The organism is Burkholderia sp. MSMB1498 (assembly GCF_001526245.1).
GTDB classification, from domain to species: domain Bacteria; phylum Pseudomonadota; class Gammaproteobacteria; order Burkholderiales; family Burkholderiaceae; genus Burkholderia; species Burkholderia savannae.
On the sequence record NZ_LOYJ01000124.1, the window covers coordinates 137,658 to 153,892 of the forward strand.

The 16,235-nt window shown below is 68.0% G+C and carries 18 protein-coding genes; 4 read left to right on the forward strand and 14 right to left on the reverse strand.

Features of this window, described 5'->3' with window-relative positions:
- Positions 1 to 349 precede the first annotated feature (349 nt).
- The 9 genes from WS91_RS29595 to WS91_RS37665 all read right to left on the reverse strand — a co-directional run bounded on the left by WS91_RS29595 (position 350) and on the right by WS91_RS37665 (position 7,844).
- On the reverse strand, positions 350 to 1,138 hold the full coding sequence (locus tag WS91_RS29595) for a uracil-DNA glycosylase (RefSeq protein ID WP_059581554.1): 789 nt from the start codon (positions 1,136 to 1,138) through the stop codon (positions 350 to 352).
- Between the two features lie 46 nt (positions 1,139 to 1,184).
- Positions 1,185 to 1,826 (reverse strand): CYTH domain-containing protein, encoded by a 642-nt coding sequence (locus WS91_RS29600; RefSeq protein WP_059642409.1) that lies wholly within the window; start codon positions 1,824 to 1,826, stop codon positions 1,185 to 1,187.
- A 12-nt stretch (positions 1,827 to 1,838) separates the two neighbouring features.
- Complete coding sequence (trpC, locus tag WS91_RS29605) at positions 1,839 to 2,624, reverse strand: indole-3-glycerol phosphate synthase TrpC (protein ID WP_038746513.1); 786 nt, start codon at positions 2,622 to 2,624, stop codon at positions 1,839 to 1,841.
- A 50-nt stretch (positions 2,625 to 2,674) separates the two neighbouring features.
- On the reverse strand, positions 2,675 to 3,706 hold the full coding sequence (trpD, locus tag WS91_RS29610; protein ID WP_059581548.1) for an anthranilate phosphoribosyltransferase: 1,032 nt from the start codon (positions 3,704 to 3,706) through the stop codon (positions 2,675 to 2,677).
- 17 nt (positions 3,707 to 3,723) lie between these two features.
- The gene (locus WS91_RS29615; protein ID WP_038746520.1) at positions 3,724 to 4,314 is read right to left on the reverse strand and encodes an aminodeoxychorismate/anthranilate synthase component II; all 591 of its coding nucleotides are present in this window, start codon (positions 4,312 to 4,314) and stop codon (positions 3,724 to 3,726) included.
- Positions 4,315 to 4,327: 13 nt separating this feature from the next.
- On the reverse strand, positions 4,328 to 5,821 hold the full coding sequence (trpE, locus tag WS91_RS29620) for an anthranilate synthase component I (RefSeq protein WP_038746522.1): 1,494 nt from the start codon (positions 5,819 to 5,821) through the stop codon (positions 4,328 to 4,330).
- Between the two features lie 359 nt (positions 5,822 to 6,180).
- A complete protein-coding gene (locus tag WS91_RS29625) occupies positions 6,181 to 6,897 on the reverse strand; it encodes a phosphoglycolate phosphatase (protein ID WP_038746555.1) in 717 nt (238 codons plus the stop codon).
- A 5-nt stretch (positions 6,898 to 6,902) separates the two neighbouring features.
- Positions 6,903 to 7,589 (reverse strand): ribulose-phosphate 3-epimerase, encoded by a 687-nt coding sequence (rpe, locus tag WS91_RS29630; protein WP_038746524.1) that lies wholly within the window; start codon positions 7,587 to 7,589, stop codon positions 6,903 to 6,905.
- Between the two features lie 45 nt (positions 7,590 to 7,634).
- On the reverse strand, positions 7,635 to 7,844 hold the full coding sequence (locus WS91_RS37665; protein WP_081989475.1) for a hypothetical protein: 210 nt from the start codon (positions 7,842 to 7,844) through the stop codon (positions 7,635 to 7,637).
- Between WS91_RS37665 and apaG the strand changes: the two genes are divergently transcribed.
- Positions 7,770 to 8,144: a Co2+/Mg2+ efflux protein ApaG gene (gene apaG / locus WS91_RS29635; RefSeq protein ID WP_038746527.1), complete on the forward strand. Its 375-nt coding sequence runs from the start codon at positions 7,770 to 7,772 to the stop codon at positions 8,142 to 8,144. The two genes, WS91_RS37665 and apaG, sit on opposite strands and share 75 nt — an antisense overlap.
- A 41-nt stretch (positions 8,145 to 8,185) precedes the next feature.
- Here apaG and WS91_RS37670 read toward each other — a convergent pair whose 3' ends face one another.
- On the reverse strand, positions 8,186 to 8,329 hold the full coding sequence (locus tag WS91_RS37670) for a hypothetical protein (protein ID WP_038746530.1): 144 nt from the start codon (positions 8,327 to 8,329) through the stop codon (positions 8,186 to 8,188).
- A gap of 28 nt (positions 8,330 to 8,357) precedes the next feature.
- On the opposite strand from WS91_RS37670, the gene mltA reads away from it, so the two are divergent.
- Complete coding sequence (gene mltA, locus WS91_RS29640; protein WP_052145048.1) at positions 8,358 to 9,476, forward strand: murein transglycosylase A; 1,119 nt, start codon at positions 8,358 to 8,360, stop codon at positions 9,474 to 9,476.
- 304 nt (positions 9,477 to 9,780) lie between these two features.
- Here mltA and paaK read toward each other — a convergent pair whose 3' ends face one another.
- The 4 genes from paaK to pcaF form a co-directional block, all read right to left on the reverse strand.
- Entirely contained in the window at positions 9,781 to 11,079 is a 1,299-nt protein-coding gene (gene paaK, locus WS91_RS29645; RefSeq protein WP_059671536.1) for a phenylacetate--CoA ligase PaaK, read from the reverse strand.
- Between the two features lie 36 nt (positions 11,080 to 11,115).
- Positions 11,116 to 11,508, reverse strand: coding sequence for a hydroxyphenylacetyl-CoA thioesterase PaaI (gene paaI, locus WS91_RS29650; RefSeq protein WP_081989482.1), 393 nt, complete (start codon positions 11,506 to 11,508; stop codon positions 11,116 to 11,118).
- A gap of 73 nt (positions 11,509 to 11,581) precedes the next feature.
- Positions 11,582 to 12,373 carry a 2-(1,2-epoxy-1,2-dihydrophenyl)acetyl-CoA isomerase PaaG gene (gene paaG, locus WS91_RS29655; RefSeq protein ID WP_038746542.1) on the reverse strand — a complete coding sequence of 264 codons (792 nt, stop codon included), beginning with the start codon at positions 12,371 to 12,373 and terminating at the stop codon, positions 11,582 to 11,584.
- A 170-nt stretch (positions 12,374 to 12,543) separates the two neighbouring features.
- Positions 12,544 to 13,746, reverse strand: coding sequence for a 3-oxoadipyl-CoA thiolase (pcaF, locus tag WS91_RS29660; RefSeq protein WP_059579917.1), 1,203 nt, complete (start codon positions 13,744 to 13,746; stop codon positions 12,544 to 12,546).
- Between the two features lie 247 nt (positions 13,747 to 13,993).
- On the opposite strand from pcaF, the gene WS91_RS29665 reads away from it, so the two are divergent.
- Both WS91_RS29665 and WS91_RS29670 read left to right on the forward strand, forming a co-directional pair.
- Positions 13,994 to 14,779, forward strand: coding sequence for an IclR family transcriptional regulator (locus WS91_RS29665; protein WP_038753102.1), 786 nt, complete (start codon positions 13,994 to 13,996; stop codon positions 14,777 to 14,779).
- A 307-nt stretch (positions 14,780 to 15,086) separates the two neighbouring features.
- Positions 15,087 to 15,806: a TetR/AcrR family transcriptional regulator gene (locus WS91_RS29670; protein ID WP_059575489.1), complete on the forward strand. Its 720-nt coding sequence runs from the start codon at positions 15,087 to 15,089 to the stop codon at positions 15,804 to 15,806.
- Positions 15,807 to 16,235: the final 429 nt, after the last annotated feature.

The window sequence follows — 16,235 nt, forward strand, 5'->3', positions numbered from 1 at the left end:
TTCGCGGCGTTTTTGCTCGTGCCGACGAAGGCCGGATAGCGGGCGCATCGCGGCGCGGCGTATGTTCGCGCGCGGCGTGAACGAATCGTCGCGTATGGCGGCTTGCGTGCAAGCCGTCGAGCGGCGGCGCGACGGTTGACGAAGGGCCGGCGGCGGGAGGGGCGGGCGGCATCGAATCCGGTATCGCGGTGAATGGTGAAGCGCGGCGCGTCGGATCATCAGCGCGTCGGCACGTCGCCGTCGCGCCTGCATCGAATCCGGCCGACGCCGCGCACGGGCTGGCGCGCGCCGGGCCTTTCCTTCGCCGGCGCTCCGGACGAAGCGGAATGCGCAATGCGAGCTTCGATGCTCAAGCGAGCGTCTCGGCCTCGTCGGGCAGCCGCCAGTCGATCGGCTCGCGTCCGTGCCGCGTCAGGTAATCGTTCGCGAGCGCGAAATGGCGGCAGCCGAGGAAGCCGCGATGCGCGGACAGCGGCGACGGATGCGGCGCCTCGAGCACGCAATGCTCGCGCGCGTCGAAGAGCGCGCGCTTCGCCTGCGCGTGCGCGCCCCACAGCATGAACACCAGGTGGCGATGCCGCGTTGCGAGCTCGTGGATCAGCGTGTCGGTGCACTTTTCCCAGCCGCGCTTCGCATGGCTCGCGGCCGACGAGCGCTCGACCGTCAGCACCGTGTTCAGCAGCAGCACGCCCTGGCGCGCCCACGAGTCGAGGCAGCCGTGGCGGGGCGTGTCGTAGCCGAAGTCGGCCGAGATTTCCTTGAAGATGTTGCGCAGCGACGGCGGCGGCCGCACGCCGGGCGGCACCGAGAACGCGAGCCCATGCGCCTGCGCAATCCCGCGATCCTCGCCGTGATACGGGTCCTGGCCGAGGATCACGACCTTCACGTCGTCCGGGTGCGTGAGCCGCAGCGCGCGGAACACGTCGGCCGGATAGACGGCCTTGCCCGCCGCGCGCTCGCCGTCGACGAAGCCGCAGAGCGGCGCGTACGCGTCGCTCGCGATGAACGGCTCGAGAATCGCGCGCCAGTCGGGCGGCAGCGCGTCGAATTGCGATTCGAGGGGCGACGCGCAGGCGCCGTCGTTCGCCGGGGGCGGAGCAGGTACGGCGGGTTCGTCGAATAGTGAGGATTGTCGCATCGGGCGGGGTGACGAGGTCTTTTTGGTCATGCGGGAAGCAGGGCGGTCAGTCGGCGCGCAGATCGCCGCCGCGCAGCCGGTAGCCGCGCTGCGCCTTGCTCAGGTTGTCCGGCGCGACGTCGGACACCGCGGCGGCGACCGCTTCGGCGAGCGACGTCAGCGCGGCCGCGTCGCCTTCGACGAGCTCGAGCTCGATCTCGCAAATCGGCTCGCGCCGCACGTCGCCGTTCACTTGCGCGACGATCTCGCCGCGATCGAGCGCGGCCTCGATCGTCGCGCCCGCGTGCTCGATGTGCCACAGCGTGCGCGAGAAATCGGTGCGAAAGAGCGCGATCAAATGCGGCGCGGCGGCGCGCAGCGCGTCGGCCGCGCTCGCGACGTCGCACGCGGCGCAGAGCGCGTCGATCTCGAGCGCCTCGCCCGCGACGGGCATCTCCCACTCATGGCGGCGATGCAGCCCGCCGACGGCCGCGCCGACCGTCTTGAAGGTCTGCAGCCAGCCTTGCGGCGCGAGCCGCAGCCGCAGCGCGCTCTTCGCACGCGCGAGCGCGAGCGCCGGCGTGTCGAAGTAGACGTTCACGAGCGTGATCTCGCGGCCCGGCGCGCCGGCGCGCGCGTCGAGAAAGCGCCGCGCCGCGTCCACCTGCGCGGCGGGCAGCGCGAGCTTGATCTCCTGTTCGATCGCCATCGTGCGCCGCGCTCAGAAAAACATCCGCGCGAGCTCCGCGCCCGGATTCTCGGCGCGCATGAACGCCTCGCCGACGAGGAACGTGTGCACGCCCGCCGCCTCCATCCGCTCGACGTCCGCGCGCGACAGGATGCCCGATTCGGTGACGACGATCCGGTCGCCGGGAATCGCGTCGAGCATGCCGAGCGTCGTATCGATCGTCGTCTCGAACGTGCGCAGGTTGCGGTTGTTGATGCCGATGAGCGGCGTCTTCAGCGTGAGCGCTTCGTTCAGCTCGTCGCGGTTGTGCACTTCGACGAGCACGGCGAGGCCGAGCGAATGCGCGTACGCCTCGAGATCCTGCATCAGCGGCGTGTCGAGCGCGGCGGCGATCAGCAGGATCGCGTCCGCGCCCATCGCGCGCGCTTCGAGCACCTGATACGCATCGACGATGAAGTCCTTGCGCAGCACGGGCAGGCTGCACGCGGCGCGCGCCTCTTCGAGATAGCGCGCGCTGCCCTGGAAGAACTGCTCGTCGGTGAGCACCGACAGGCAAGCGGCGCCGTGCGCGGCGTACGCGCGCGCGATGTCGGCCGGCACGAAGTGCTCGCGCAGCACGCCTTTCGACGGGCTCGCCTTCTTCACTTCGGCGATGACGGCCGCGCGCCCCGCCGCGTGCTTGTCGCGCAACGCGCCGACGAAGTCGCGCGAATCGCGCGCCGACGCCTGCAGCTTCAGTTCTTCGAGCGGCGCGCTCTTGAGCGCGGCGGCGATCTCTTCGCGCTTGACCGCGATGATTTTGTCGAGGATGTCGCTCATGGGTGTCCTGCGTGCTTGATACGGATTCGGTTGAGGCGCCAGGCGCCGGATCAGCGCTTGAACTGCTGCGTGAAGCGCACGAGCGCGTCGACCTTCTCGCGCGCGCGGCCGCTCGCGATCGCTTCGCGCGCAAGCTGGATGCCGTCGGCGATCGAGCCCGAGACGTTCGCCGAATAGAGCGCGGTGCCCGCGTTCAGCGTGACGATCTCGCGCGCGACGCCCGGCTTGTTGCCGAGCGCCTCGAGCAGCATCGCGCGGGACTCTTCGGCGTTCTCGACCTTCAGCGTGCGGTTCGACACCATCTGCATCCCGAAGTCCTCCGGATGGATCTCGTACTCGCGCACTTCGCCGTCGCGCAGCTCGCCGACGAGCGTCGCCGCGCCGAGCGACACTTCGTCCATCCCGTCCTTGCCGTAGACGACGAGCACGTGCTGCGCGCCGAGGCGCTGCATCACGCGCACCTGGATGCCGACGAGATCCGGATGGAACACGCCCATCAGCTGGTTAGGCGCGCCGGCCGGATTCGTGAGCGGCCCGAGGATGTTGAAGATCGTCCGCACGCCGAGCTCGCGGCGCACGGGCGCGATGTTGCGCATCGCCGGATGATGGTTCGGCGCGAACATGAAGCCCATGCCGGTTTCGGCGATCGACGCGGCCACCTCGTCGGGCTGCAGATCGATGTTCACGCCGAGCGCCTCGAGCACGTCGGCGCTGCCGGACTTGCTCGACACGCCGCGGTTGCCGTGCTTGGCGACCTTCGCGCCCGCCGCCGCCGCGACGAACATCGTCGCGGTCGAGATGTTGAACGTGTGCGAGCCGTCGCCGCCCGTGCCGACGATGTCGACGAAATTCGCGTTGTCCGCGACCTCGACGTGGCGCGCGAACTCGCGCATCACGGCCGCGGCGGCGGCGATCTCGCCGATCGTCTCCTTCTTCACGCGCAGGCCGGTGATGATCGCGGCCGACATCACGGGCGACATGTCGCCGCGCATGATGAGCCGCATCAGGTGCAGCATTTCGTCGTGGAAGATTTCGCGATGCTCGATCGTGCGCTGCAGCGCTTCCTGGGGAGTGATCGTCATGATTCGGTCCGCCGTCGTCAGGCTGAATGAGCGGCCGCTTGCCGCGCCTCTTTCAGGAAATTCTCGAGGAGCGCGTGGCCGTGCTCCGACAGGATCGATTCCGGGTGGAACTGGACGCCTTCGATGGGCAGCGTCTTGTGGCGCACGCCCATGATCTCGCCGTCGTCGGTCCACGCCGAGATCTCCAGGCAATCGGGCAGCGATTCGCGCTCGATCGCAAGCGAATGATAGCGGGTCACGTCGAAGTGCTTCGGCAAGTCGGCGAACACGCCGCGGCCGTCGGTCTCGATCCGGCTCACCTTGCCGTGCATGATCGTCTTCGCGCGCACGACGCGGCCGCCGAACGCCTCGCCGATCGCCTGATGGCCGAGACACACGCCGAGGATCGGCTTCTTGCCGGCGAATTCGCGCAGCACGTCGAGCGTGATGCCCGCGTGCTGCGGGTTGCTCGGGCCGGGCGACAGGCAGATCGAAGCGGGGTTCAGGCGCGTGATCTCGTCGAGCGTGATTTCGTCGTTGCGATAGGTGCGCACGTCTTCGCCGAGCTCGCCGAAGTACTGAACCAGGTTGTAGGTGAACGAATCGTAGTTGTCGATCATGAGCAGCATGGTCAGTCTCCGGTCAGAAGTCGGAATCGAGGCCGTCTTGCACCTGTTCGGCCGCGCGCAGCACCGCGCGCGCCTTGTTCTCGGTCTCCTGCCATTCGGATTCGGGCACCGAGTCGGCGACGACACCCGCCGCCGCCTGCACGTACAGATTGCCGTTGTGGATGAGGCCCGTGCGGATCGCGATCGCGAGATCCATCTCGCCCGAGAACGACAGATAGCCGACCGCGCCGCCGTAGAGCCCGCGCTTGACCGGCTCGAGCTCGTCGATCAGCTCCATCGCGCGCACCTTCGGCGCGCCGGACAGCGTGCCCGCCGGGAACGTCGCGCGCAGCACGTCGTAGTTCGTCATGCCGGGCTTCAGCTTGCCTTCGACCGAACTCACGATGTGCTGCACGTGCGAGTACTTCTCGATCACCATCTTGTCGGTCACACGGACCGAGCCGATCTGGGCGATGCGGCCGACATCGTTGCGCGCGAGGTCGATCAGCATCACGTGCTCGGCGATTTCCTTCGGATCGCCGAGCAGCTCGGTCGCGAGCGCCGCGTCGCGCTCGGGCGTGTTGCCGCGCGGGCGCGTGCCGGCGAGCGGGCGAATCGTGACGATCTGGTCGTCGCCGCGCTTTTCCTGGCGCACGAGGATCTCGGGCGACGCGCCGACGACGTGGAATTCGCCGAAGTTGTAGTAATACATATAGGGCGACGGGTTCAGCGAGCGCAGCGCGCGGTACAGCGACAGCGGATTGTCGCGATACGGCTTCGTCAGGCGCTGGCCGACCTGAATCTGCATCAGCTCGCCCGCCGCGATGTATTCCTTCGCCTGGCGCACGGCGGCCAGATAGTCTTCCTTCTTGAACTCGCGATAGATCTCGGTGCGCACGCTTGCCGACGTGACGGGCGGTACGACGCTCGCGCGCAGCCGGTGCTTGAGCTCGCGCAGCCGCTGCTTCGCCTTCGTGTACGCCTCGGGCTTCGTCGGATCGGCATAGACGATCAGGTAGAGCTTGCCGGCGAGATTGTCGATGACGGCGACTTCCTCGGTCAGCAGCAGTTGGATGTCGGGCAGGCCGAGATCGTCGCGAGGCGCGGTGTGCGCGAGCTTCTTCTCGATGTAGCGCACCGCGTCGTAGCCGAAATAGCCGGCGAGCCCGCCGCAGAAGCGCGGCAGGCCGGGGCGCTGCGCGACCTTGAAGCGGCTCTGGAATGTCGCGATGAACGCGAACGGATCGCCTTCATGCGTTTCGGCGACTTGCCCGTCCGTCACGACTTCCGACACACCGTTCTTCGTGCGCACGAGCGTATGCGCGGGCAGGCCGATGAACGAGTAGCGCCCGAAGCGCTCGCCGCCCACGACCGATTCGAGCAGGAAAGAGTTGGCGCCGCCGCGTTCGGGCTGCGCGAGCTTCAGATACAGCGAAAGCGGCGTTTCGAGGTCGGCCAGCGCTTCGGCGATGAGCGGAATGCGGTTGTAGCCCTCGTTGGCGAGCGATTGGAATTCGAGTTCAGTCATGTTCCGGTCCTGTCGTCGGGACAATCGGCGCGGCGCGCCGGGAATCGCGTGGCGCTGCGCTCGCGCCCGGGGCGCCGCCCCTCGCGGGGCGGGTCGGACGAACCGGCGGATGCTGTGCCTGGCGATCGTGCGCCGCGTGCCGGCGTCAGCCCGAACGCAAAGCGTTCGACGGCGGCAACACCGGCAAGTTGGACGACGATCGGGGCGCGGACGCGCAGCGAAACAAAAAACGGGGCTGAAGGCGAGCTTCAGCGTACCTCATCGAGGTTGGCGCGACCAGCGACGCCAGGGCCAGGCTCCCCGGTCGATGCTGCTCAGACTCCGTTTTCTGTTCAGAAACATGCGGATGGAAGAAAAAGTCAGACGGCTGATTTTGCCGAATTATGCGCGATGACGACCTGCGCGGCGGCGAAAAGCGAATCGACTATACCATCCGATTCGATCGTTTGTATAGCGTTGCCATGGTTGTAGCCGTACGGCACGGTGAGCGTCGCCATGCCAGCCGCGCGGCCCGCGAGCGCGTCGTTCTCCGAATCGCCGATCGCGACCGTCGCGCGCGGCGCGACGCCGAGCGCGACGCACGCGGCGAGCATCGGCGCCGGGTCGGGCTTCTTGCGCGGCGCGCTGTCGCCGCCGAACACCGCGCCGAAGTAGTCGCGCAGGCCGTACTGAGCGAGCAGCTCGACCGCGAACCGGTGCGGCTTGTTCGTCACGCATGCGAGCTTGACGCCCGCGTCGCGCATCGCGTGCAAGCCTGCCTCGACGTCCGGGTAGAGCCGCGTGTGGCGGCCGTTGATTTTCGCGTATTCGGCCTGGTAGAGCGCGAGCGCCTCGTCGAAGCGCGCTTTCGCCTCGTCTTCCGAAAAACGCGGCGTCAGCACGCGCTGGATCAGGTTCTCCGAGCCTTTGCCGACGTAGCGCATCACCTCCTCGCGCGTCGTTTCTTGCGCGTCGAGCTGCGCGAGCATCGCGTTCAGGCCGGCCGTGAAATCGTCTGCGGTATCGACCATCGTGCCGTCGAGGTCGATGAGCGCCGCGTCGATGCGCGGCGCGCCGAAAAGGGGCGTCGTCGTCATCGTGCTCACGCGCGCTTGACGGTCGCGAGCGCGTCGCGCATTTCGCCGATCACCTGACGATAGTCGGGCTTGCCGAAGATCGCCGAGCCCGCGACGAACGTGTCGGCGCCCGCCGCGGCGATTTCGGCGATGTTGTCGGCCTTCACGCCGCCGTCGACTTCCAGATGGATCTCGCGGCCCGTCCGCGCGGTGTACGCGTCGATTCGCGCGCGGGCGTCGCGCAGCTTGTTGAGCGCCTCGGGAATGAACGACTGGCCGCCGAAGCCCGGGTTCACCGACATGATGAGCACGAGGTCGACGCGGTCCATCACGTGGTCGAGATAGTTGAGCGGCGTCGCCGGATTGAACACGAGGCCCGCCTTGCAGCCGTGATCGCGGATCAGGCTGAGCGTGCGGTCGACGTGATCCGACGCCTCCGGATGAAAGCTGATCAGGTTCGCGCCCGCCTTCGCGAAATCCGGCACGATCCGGTCGACCGGGCGCACCATCAGGTGCACGTCGATCGGCACCTGCACGTGCGGACGGATCGCCTCGCAGACGAGCGGGCCGATCGTGAGGTTCGGCACGTAGTGGTTGTCCATGACGTCGAAGTGGATCCAGTCGGCGCCGGCGGCGACCACGTTGCGGACTTCTTCGCCGAGCCGCGCGAAGTCGGCCGACAGAATGCTGGGGGCGATGCGGAATTGCGTCATGAGCGGAAAGCGCGTGGGGAGCGTTGCGATACGAAAAACGTCATTCTACCGCCGCGGCGCGCGCCGCCCGGTTGCGGGCCGCGGCCTCATCAAGCAGAATGCCGAACCAAAGCGGCGCGTCGGCCGCACGGGGCGGGCGCCTCGGCGTCGGCTGCGGCGGGCGACCTCGACGGGACCATCATGAGCCAGTATCGATTCAGCGTGTCGGTGAAGACCAGCTACCTGCCGGAACAATCCGACCCCGAGAACCGTCAATACGCATTCGCGTACACGCTGACGATCCGAAACACGGGCCAGGTCGCGGCGCAGCTGATCGCGCGGCACTGGATCATCACGGACAGCGAGAACCAGGTTCAGGAGGTCAAGGGGCTCGGCGTCGTCGGCCACCAGCCGCTGCTGCAGCCGGGCGAGCAGTTCGAGTACACGAGTTGGGCCGTGATCGCGACGCCGGTGGGCACGATGCGCGGCGCGTATTTCTGCGTCGCGGAGGACGGCGAGCGCTTCGAGGCGCCCGTCGACGAATTCGCGCTGCACATGCCGCGCACGCTGCATTGAGCGTGCGGCATCGCGGGGGCGCGGGAGATTCAAAGGCGTTTTCAGCGCTGGGGCTTGTCGTGCCGGCCGGGCTGCTTCTTCTTGCCCGAAGCCGTCCAGACGACGATGAAGACGAGCAGGGCGAGCGCCAGCAAAGATTCCAGCGCGAAGATGAGCATCGGGTATTGGTCGAGCAGATCGGACATGGCGGTTTCCATCATCAACGGACATTGTATGGGTTTTAGCCGGCGGCTTGCCGGGTGGGCGGCGGCCGTCGCGGCCGCGGCGCTCCTCGCCGCGTGCGGCGGCACGCCGCTGCGGCAGGCCTCGCGGCCCGCGGGTGCCGCGATCGTACCAGGGCAGATCGCGGCTGCGCGGCTCACGCCCGTCGCGTGGCAGCAGGTGCCGGGCTGGCAGGACGACAGCCTGATCGGCGCGACGATCGCGCTGCGCGAGAACTGCGCGCGCCTTGCGCGGCAGGCGAACTGGCAGCGCGCGTGCGCGGCGGCCGCGCGGATCGACGATCTCGACGTGGGCAGCGCCCGCAGCTTCTTCGAGACGTATTTCACGCCGTTCCAGTTCGCGAACAACGACGGCACGCTCGACGGCCTCGTGACCGGCTACTACGAGCCGCTGCTGCACGGCTCGCGGGTGCGGCGCGGCCCGTATCAGTACGCGCTCTACCGCTGGCCCGCGGGCTATCGCGCGGGCGCGTCGATGCCGGCGCGGGCGCCACTCGTGCGCTCGGGCGCGCTCAGCGGCAACGAGCTCGTGTGGGTCGACGATCCGATCGAGGCGTTCTTCCTGCAGGTGCAGGGTTCGGGCCGGATCGTTCTCGACGACGGCTCGGTGATGCGGGTCGGCTACGGCGGCACCAACAACCAGCCGTACCGTTCGATCGGCAAGTGGCTGCTCGACCGCGGCGAGCTCGGCGCAGGGCAGGCGACGATGCAGGGGATCAAGGCGTGGGCGCGCGCGAATCCGTCGCGGGTCGACGCGCTGCTCGACACGAATCCGCGCTTCGTGTTCTTCCGCGAGATGCCGTCGCAGGAAGACGTGCCGCACGGCGGCGCGGACGGCCCGGTCGGCGCGCTTGGCGTGCCGCTCACGCCGGAGCGCTCGATCGCGGTCGATCCGTCGTCGATTCCGCTCGGCACGCCGGTGTTCCTGCAAACGACGCGTCCGATGACGAATGCGCCGCTCAATCGCCTCGTGTTCGCGCAGGACGTCGGGACGGCGATCAAGGGCGGCGTGCGCGCCGACTACTTCTGGGGGCTCGGCGACGACGCGGGCGATCAGGCCGGCCGGATGAAGCAGACCGGGCGGATGTGGTTGCTCTTTCCGAATTCATGATCCGAACTTGATCCGGGCGCGAGCGTGCGGGCAGTGAGCGTCGATTCGTCTCGCGCGGCCGCTGGCCGCGTGGGCGTGCGATCTCATGATCGCGTCGCGCAAACGTTGCGTTCGGGCATTGCGTTCCGTAGGCGCCGGATTGCGCAGGTAGGCCCCCAAATTGCGCACTGCGTTTGCCCGCTCGCCGGGCGGCGCGGCATGCATTGCTTTGTGCGTCCGGCGATGCGGGTGCAAGCCGCGCGAACGGCGCGCGACGGACGGCAGCGCCACGCTTGGAGGCCCGCCCCGCCGTCGCACACGATCGTCACGGCCGCCGCTTGTCGACCACCCGCCGCGCCTTGCCGACAGAGCGCTCGATGCCGTTGACGGGCAGCACGTTGACGATCGCCGTCACGCCGATCAACGATTTGATGTCGTGCGCGAGCGCCTTGCGCGCGGCGTCGATCATGGCCGCGTCCGGCGCGGTCTCGGGGCAGGGCTCGACGTTGAGCGTGAGCACGTCGAGCGGCCCGTCCTTCGTCAAGATCACTTGATAGTGCGGCGCGAGCGCGCGCTGCTTCAACAGCTGTTCCTCGAGCTGAGTCGGAAACACGTTTACGCCGCGCACGATCATCATGTCGTCAGAGCGGCCGGTGATCTTTTCCATCCGGCGCATCGTGCGCGCGGTGCCGGGCAGCAGGCGCGTGAGGTCACGGGTCCGGTACCGGACGATCGGCATCGCCTCCTTCGTGAGCGACGTGAACACGAGCTCGCCGAACTCGCCGTCCGGCAGCACTTCGCCCGTGTCGGGGTCGATGATTTCGGGGTAGAAGTGGTCTTCCCAGATCGTCGGACCGTCCTTCGTTTCGACGCATTCCGACGCGACGCCCGGGCCGATCACTTCGGAGAGCCCATAGATGTCGACTGCGTCGATGCCCATGCGCTTCTCGATCGCGGCGCGCATGTCGTTGGTCCACGGCTCCGCGCCGAAGATGCCGATTCGCAGCGAGCACCGAGCCGGATCGAGGTGCTGGCGCTCCATCTCGTCGGCGATCGACAACATGTAGCTCGGCGTCACCATGATGATGTCGGGCCGAAAGTCCTGGATCAACTGCACCTGCTTTTCCGTCTGCCCGCCGCCGAACGGAATCACTGTGAGTCCGGCCCGCTCCGCGCCGTAATGTGCGCCGAGCCCGCCCGTGAAAAGGCCGTAGCCGTAGCTCACGTGAACCTTGTCGCCCGGCCGTGCGCCCGCCGCGCGAATCGAGCGGGCGACGAGATTGGCCCACGTATCGATGTCGTGCGCCGTGTAGCCGACCACGGTCGGCTTGCCCGTCGTGCCCGACGAAGCGTGAATGCGCGAGATGCGTTGTTGCGGCACGGCGAACATGCCGAACGGGTAGTTGTCGCGGAGGTCGTTTTTCGTCGTGAACGGAAAACGGCTCAGATCCGCGAGCGTTTTCAGATCGTTCGGATGAACGCCCGCCTCGTCGAACTTGCGCCGGTAGACCGGCGAATGCTCATACGCATGCGCGAGCGACCATTTCAAGCGTTCGAGCTGAAGCGCGAGCAGTTCGTCGCGGCTCGCTCGTTCGATCGGCTCGAGCGGAAGCGAGGTTGCCATGATGTCTCCAATATATTTATGTGGGCTGCGTGGACGCTAATGGTCTGCAGGGATCACCGTCCCTTTGATTTGAGTCGATTTGCCGCGGAACATCGCGACGGGCTCTCCCGCCCGGTTCGTCACGCGGATATCGTAGATGCCGTGCCGGCCGTTCAGTGTCTGCTCCGTCGCCTCGGCGGTGAGCACGTCGCCGCATGCGACCGGCCGCAGGAATTCGATCGAGCAGCCGGCCGCGACCGTATTGATGTTGTACGAGTTGCACGCGAACGCGAACGCCGAATCCGCGAGCGCGAAGATGAGCCCGCCGTGGCAGATCTGGTGGCCGTTCAGAAAATCGGGGCGCACCGGCATGCGCAAGCGAGCATAGCCCGGCCGCACTTCGAGCAGCTCCATGCCGAGCTCGCGGCTGCACGCGTCTGCTGTATACATCGCTTCCGCGGTCGCGCGGGCGAGCGCTTCGGCGGAGCGTTCGGCGGCGGCCGATGGGGTGTGCGCAGCCATCTCAGCGCCCCTCGAAGCGAGGCGCGCGCTTTTCGATGAACGCGCGCACGCCTTCCGCGTAGTCGTACGATTGCCCGAGCTCGCGCTGAAGATCGCGTTCGAGATCGAGCTGCTGGTCGAGCGTGTTGGTGATGCCCGCGCGCATCGCCTGCTTGATCGCGGCGATCGCGCGCGTCGGCTGTTGTGCGAGTTGTCGGGCGAGCTGGGTGGCGGTGCCTGGCAGCTCGGCGTCGTCGACGACGCGCCACACGAGCCCCCAGCGCTCGGCCTGCTCGGCGCCGAGCTTGTCGCCCGTCAGCGCGAGGCCCAGCGCGCGGGCGAAGCCGACGCGTTGTGGCAGGAACCACGTGCCGCCCGAATCGGGAACCAGGCCGATTTTCACGAACGACTGGATGAAGCTGCTCGATTTCGCCGCGATGACGATGTCGCATGCGAACGCGAGATTGGCGCCCGCGCCCGCCGCGGTGCCGTTCACGGCGGCGATGACGGGCAGCGGCAGCGCTTGCAGACGGCGAACGAGCGGATTGAAGTGCTCTTCGATCATCGTGCCGAGGTCGGTCGTCGCACCCGGCGTGAAATCGAGGTCGGCGAGATCCTGGCCCGCGCAGAAGCCGCGCCCCGCGCCCGTGAGAATCAGTGCGCGCGCGTTCGCGGCCTGCACGTCGCCGAGCGCCGATTGCAGCTCGCGATGCATGTCGCGCGTGAAGCTGTTGAGCTTGTCGGGGCGATCGAGCGTGATCGTCGCAACGTGTGTCGCCTGATCGATTTCGATGCGAATCGCTTGGTAGGACATCGGCTGTCTCCTTATGTTTTCGATTCGGTTCAAACTTCAGAAGTTTGAGCGGATGTCGCGGGGCGCGCTCGAACCGGCTGGCCGCCGTGGCTCGGCTTGCGTCTCCTGCGAGCCCGTGAGCCGTCTGCCTTCGAAATGAACCGGATGAGCACTTCGTCGGTTTGTCGGCCCTACACGCGCTCGATCGCGATGGCGATCCCCTGACCGACGCCGATGCACATCGTGCAGAGCGCGTAGCGGCCGTTCGTGCGATGCAGCTGATACGTCGCGGTCGTCACGAGCCGCGCGCCGGACGCGCCGAGCGGGTGCCCGAGCGCGATCGCGCCGCCGTTCGGATTCACCCGCGCATCGTCGTCCGCGACGCCGAGCAGGCGCAGCACCGCGAGCCCCTGCGAGGCGAACGCCTCGTTCAGCTCGATCACGTCGAACTGGTCGATCGTCATCCCGAGCCGCGCGAGCAGCTTGTGCGTGGCCGGCGCCGGGCCGATGCCCATCACCCGCGGCTCGACGCCCGCCGTCGCGATCCCCAGCACGCGCGCGCGCGGCACGAGCCCGTGACGCCGCGCGGCCGCCTCGCTCGCGACGAGCAGCGCGCACGCGCCGTCGTTCACGCCCGACGCGTTGCCCGCCGTCACCGTGCCGTCCGGCCGCACGACGCCCTTGAGCTTCGCGAGCGCGTCGAGCGACGTGTCGCGCGGATGCTCGTCGCGCGACACGACGGCCGGCTCGCCTTTCCTCTGCGCAATCGTCACCGGCACGATCTCCTGCGCGAGCGTGCCGTCGGCTTGCGCGCGCGCGGCCTTCTGCTGGCTGCGCAGCGCGAACGCGTCCTGGTCGGCGCGGCTCACGCGGTAATCGGTCGCGACGTTCTCGGCCGTCTCCGGCATCGAATCGACGCCGTACTGCTGTTTCATCAGCGGATTGACGAAGCGCCAGCCGATCGTCGTATCGAAGATCTCGGCCTGGCGCGAGAACGCGCTCGTCGCCTTGCCGGTCACGAACGGCGCGCGGCTCATGCTCTCGACGCCGCCCGCGATCATGAGGCCGGCCTCGCCGGCCTTGATGGCGCGAGCGGCGACGCCGATCGCGTCCATCCCGGAGCCGCAGAGGCGGTTGATGGTCGAGCCGGGCACGGCCTGGGGCAGGCCGGCGAGCAGCAGCGACATGCGCGCGACGTTGCGGTTGTCTTCGCCGGCCTGGTTCGCGCAGCCGTAGATGACGTCGTCGACGGCGGCCCAGTCGACGTCGCGGTTGCGCTCGACGAGCGCCTTGAGCGGCACGGCGCCGAGGTCGTCGGCCCGCACCGGCGCGAGGGCCCCGCCGTAGCGGCCGATCGGCGTGCGGATTGCGTCACACAGGAATGCTTCGGTCATGTCGTCTCCGGTCGGTCTGGTTCCGCGAGCCGCCCGGCGTGATGCGCCGCCCCGCTCGCCTCGAAAATGTCGCGATAATCGCCCGACGATTGTTCGATCCATGAACTTAAGATCGTCAATCGAACGTTCCCGTGCGATCATAGGGAGCGCACCGGTTCCCGTCAAGCGCGTGGCCATGCGGGGCGCGGGTTGGCGCAACCCGACCCCATGCGCTAATCTTCTCCGCTGCACATTATTCCAACCGGCCATGAGCACAGAATTTGAGGCAAAACCCGGCGACTCGTACGTCCAGTCGTTCGCGCGCGGACTCGCGGTGATTCGCGCGTTCGACGCCGAGCATCCCGAGCAGACGCTGACCGAGGTCGCGGCCGCGACCGGCCTGACCCGCGCGGGCGCGCGGCGCATCCTGCTGACGCTGCAGACGCTCGGCTATGTCGAGGCCGACGGCCGTCTGTTCCGCCTCACGCCGAAGATCCTCGATCTCGGGTTCGCGTATCTGACGTCGATGCCGTTCTGGAATCTCGCGGAGCCGGTGATGGAGCAACTGTCCGCGCGCATCCACGAAAGCTGCTCGGCAGCCGTGCTCGACCGCACCGAGATCGTCTACGTGCTGCGCGTGCCGACGCACAAGATCATGACGATCAACCTGTCGATCGGCAGCCGGCTGCCGGCTTACTGCACGTCGATGGGGCGCGTGCTGCTGGCTTCACTCGACGACGCCGCGCTCGACGACACGCTCGCGCAAAGCACGCTGCGCGCGTACACGCCGCGCACGCTCACCGAGCCCGCGGCGCTGAAGGAAGAGATCGCGCAGGTGCGCAGCCAGGGCTGGGCGATCGTCGATCAGGAGCTCGAAGCGGGATTGATTTCGTTGTCGGCGCCGATCCGCAACCGGCGCGGCCACGTGATCGCCGCAATGAACATCAGCGGCAATGCGCAGCGGCACACCGCGAAGCAGATGGTGAAGGCGTTCCTCGAACCGCTGCTGGAAGCCTCGCAGACCGTGTCGCAGCTCGTCGCGCGCCGCGGCTGACATTGGCGCGCTTGGGAGCCGCCCTGCCCCCAAGCGCGCACTCTCCGCTTCATCTTCGGCCAGAACGGCACGGCGGCGCTTGCACGGCCCTATCTTTGTTTTGCTTTATCAAGCAGCGCCGCTCGCCGATCGAATCCTGTCCGAATGGTCAGGTTATAGCGCATTAGCGCCGTGAATTCAATGAATTAAAAAAAGGATGTCGCGCAACCGCGGCGAAACGGCCGCCGACGGGCCGCGATGCGCCGGCCGGCCGGCGCGGCGTCTACAATGACGGCCTCCCGTTGCCGCCAGACCACGAGCGCACGCCATGCAACACGACGATCCGACGACGACGCCTCCCGACACGCCCGCGCCCCGCGCGCGAACCCAGGCGGCCCGCGCGCCGAGCCGCGCGCGCAAGGCGCACATTCGCGAGCTGAACGAAGCGCACCTGCTCGCGTGCGCGGAAGCCGTGTTCGCCGAGCGCGGCTTCGAGGGCGCGAGCACCGCGCTGATCGCGGAACGCGCCGGGCTGCCGAAGGCGAACCTGCACTATTACTTTCCGACGAAGCTCGCGCTGTACCGGCGCCTGCTCGACGATCTGCTCGAGGACTGGCACGCGGCCGCCGACAGCTTCGACGTCGGCGACGACCCGGTCGCCGCGCTCGGCGGATACGTGCGCGCGAAGATGGCGCTGTCGCGCAAGCGGCCGCTCGGCTCGAAGGTGTGGGCGAACGAGATCATCAGCGGCGCGGAGCACATGCAGGATCTGCTGCTCGAGCGCGTGAAGCCGTGGATGCAGACGCGGCTCGCGCTGATCGAGCGCTGGATCGCGCGCGGGCTCGTCGAGCCGGTCGAGCCGAAGACGCTGCTCTACATGATCTGGGCGACGACCCAGCATTACGCGGACTTCGACGCGCAGATCGTCGCGCTGTCCGGCAAGCGCGCGCTGTCGGCGAAGGCGTTCGACGCGACGACCGACGAGGTCGTGCGGCTGATCCTGCGCGCTTGCGGCGCGCGGTCGCCGCACGCACGGAATCGGGCGTAGGCTGGCGCGGCGAGCGGGACCGGCGGCGGTTCAGGGTTCGCTGGCCTTGGGCGTAGGCTCGAGGCTCGGCTTTGGGCTCGGCACTTGGCTTGGAGCCCGATGCTTGGGTTCGAGCTCGGGCTCGGGCTCGAGCTCGGGATTTGAGATTTGAGATTTGAGATTTGAGATTTGAGGCTCGAGGCTCGAGGCTTAGGCCCGACCTCGGGACTCAGGGCTCGGGCTCGAACTCGGGCGCTGCCTCGGGGCTTTGTGATTCGGACGCTAGGCCTCGACCTCCGAGCGCCCCGCCCGATTTCTTCGGCTCACTTCAATCTTGAAAAACGGCCTCGGTAAGCTCGTGACTCGGTGGGAGCTCGGGGTCGAGATTCAAGACACGCCGCTGCCGCCCCCATCTTCTCTTCCAATTTGTCGGCCGCGTCCGGCCGGCGA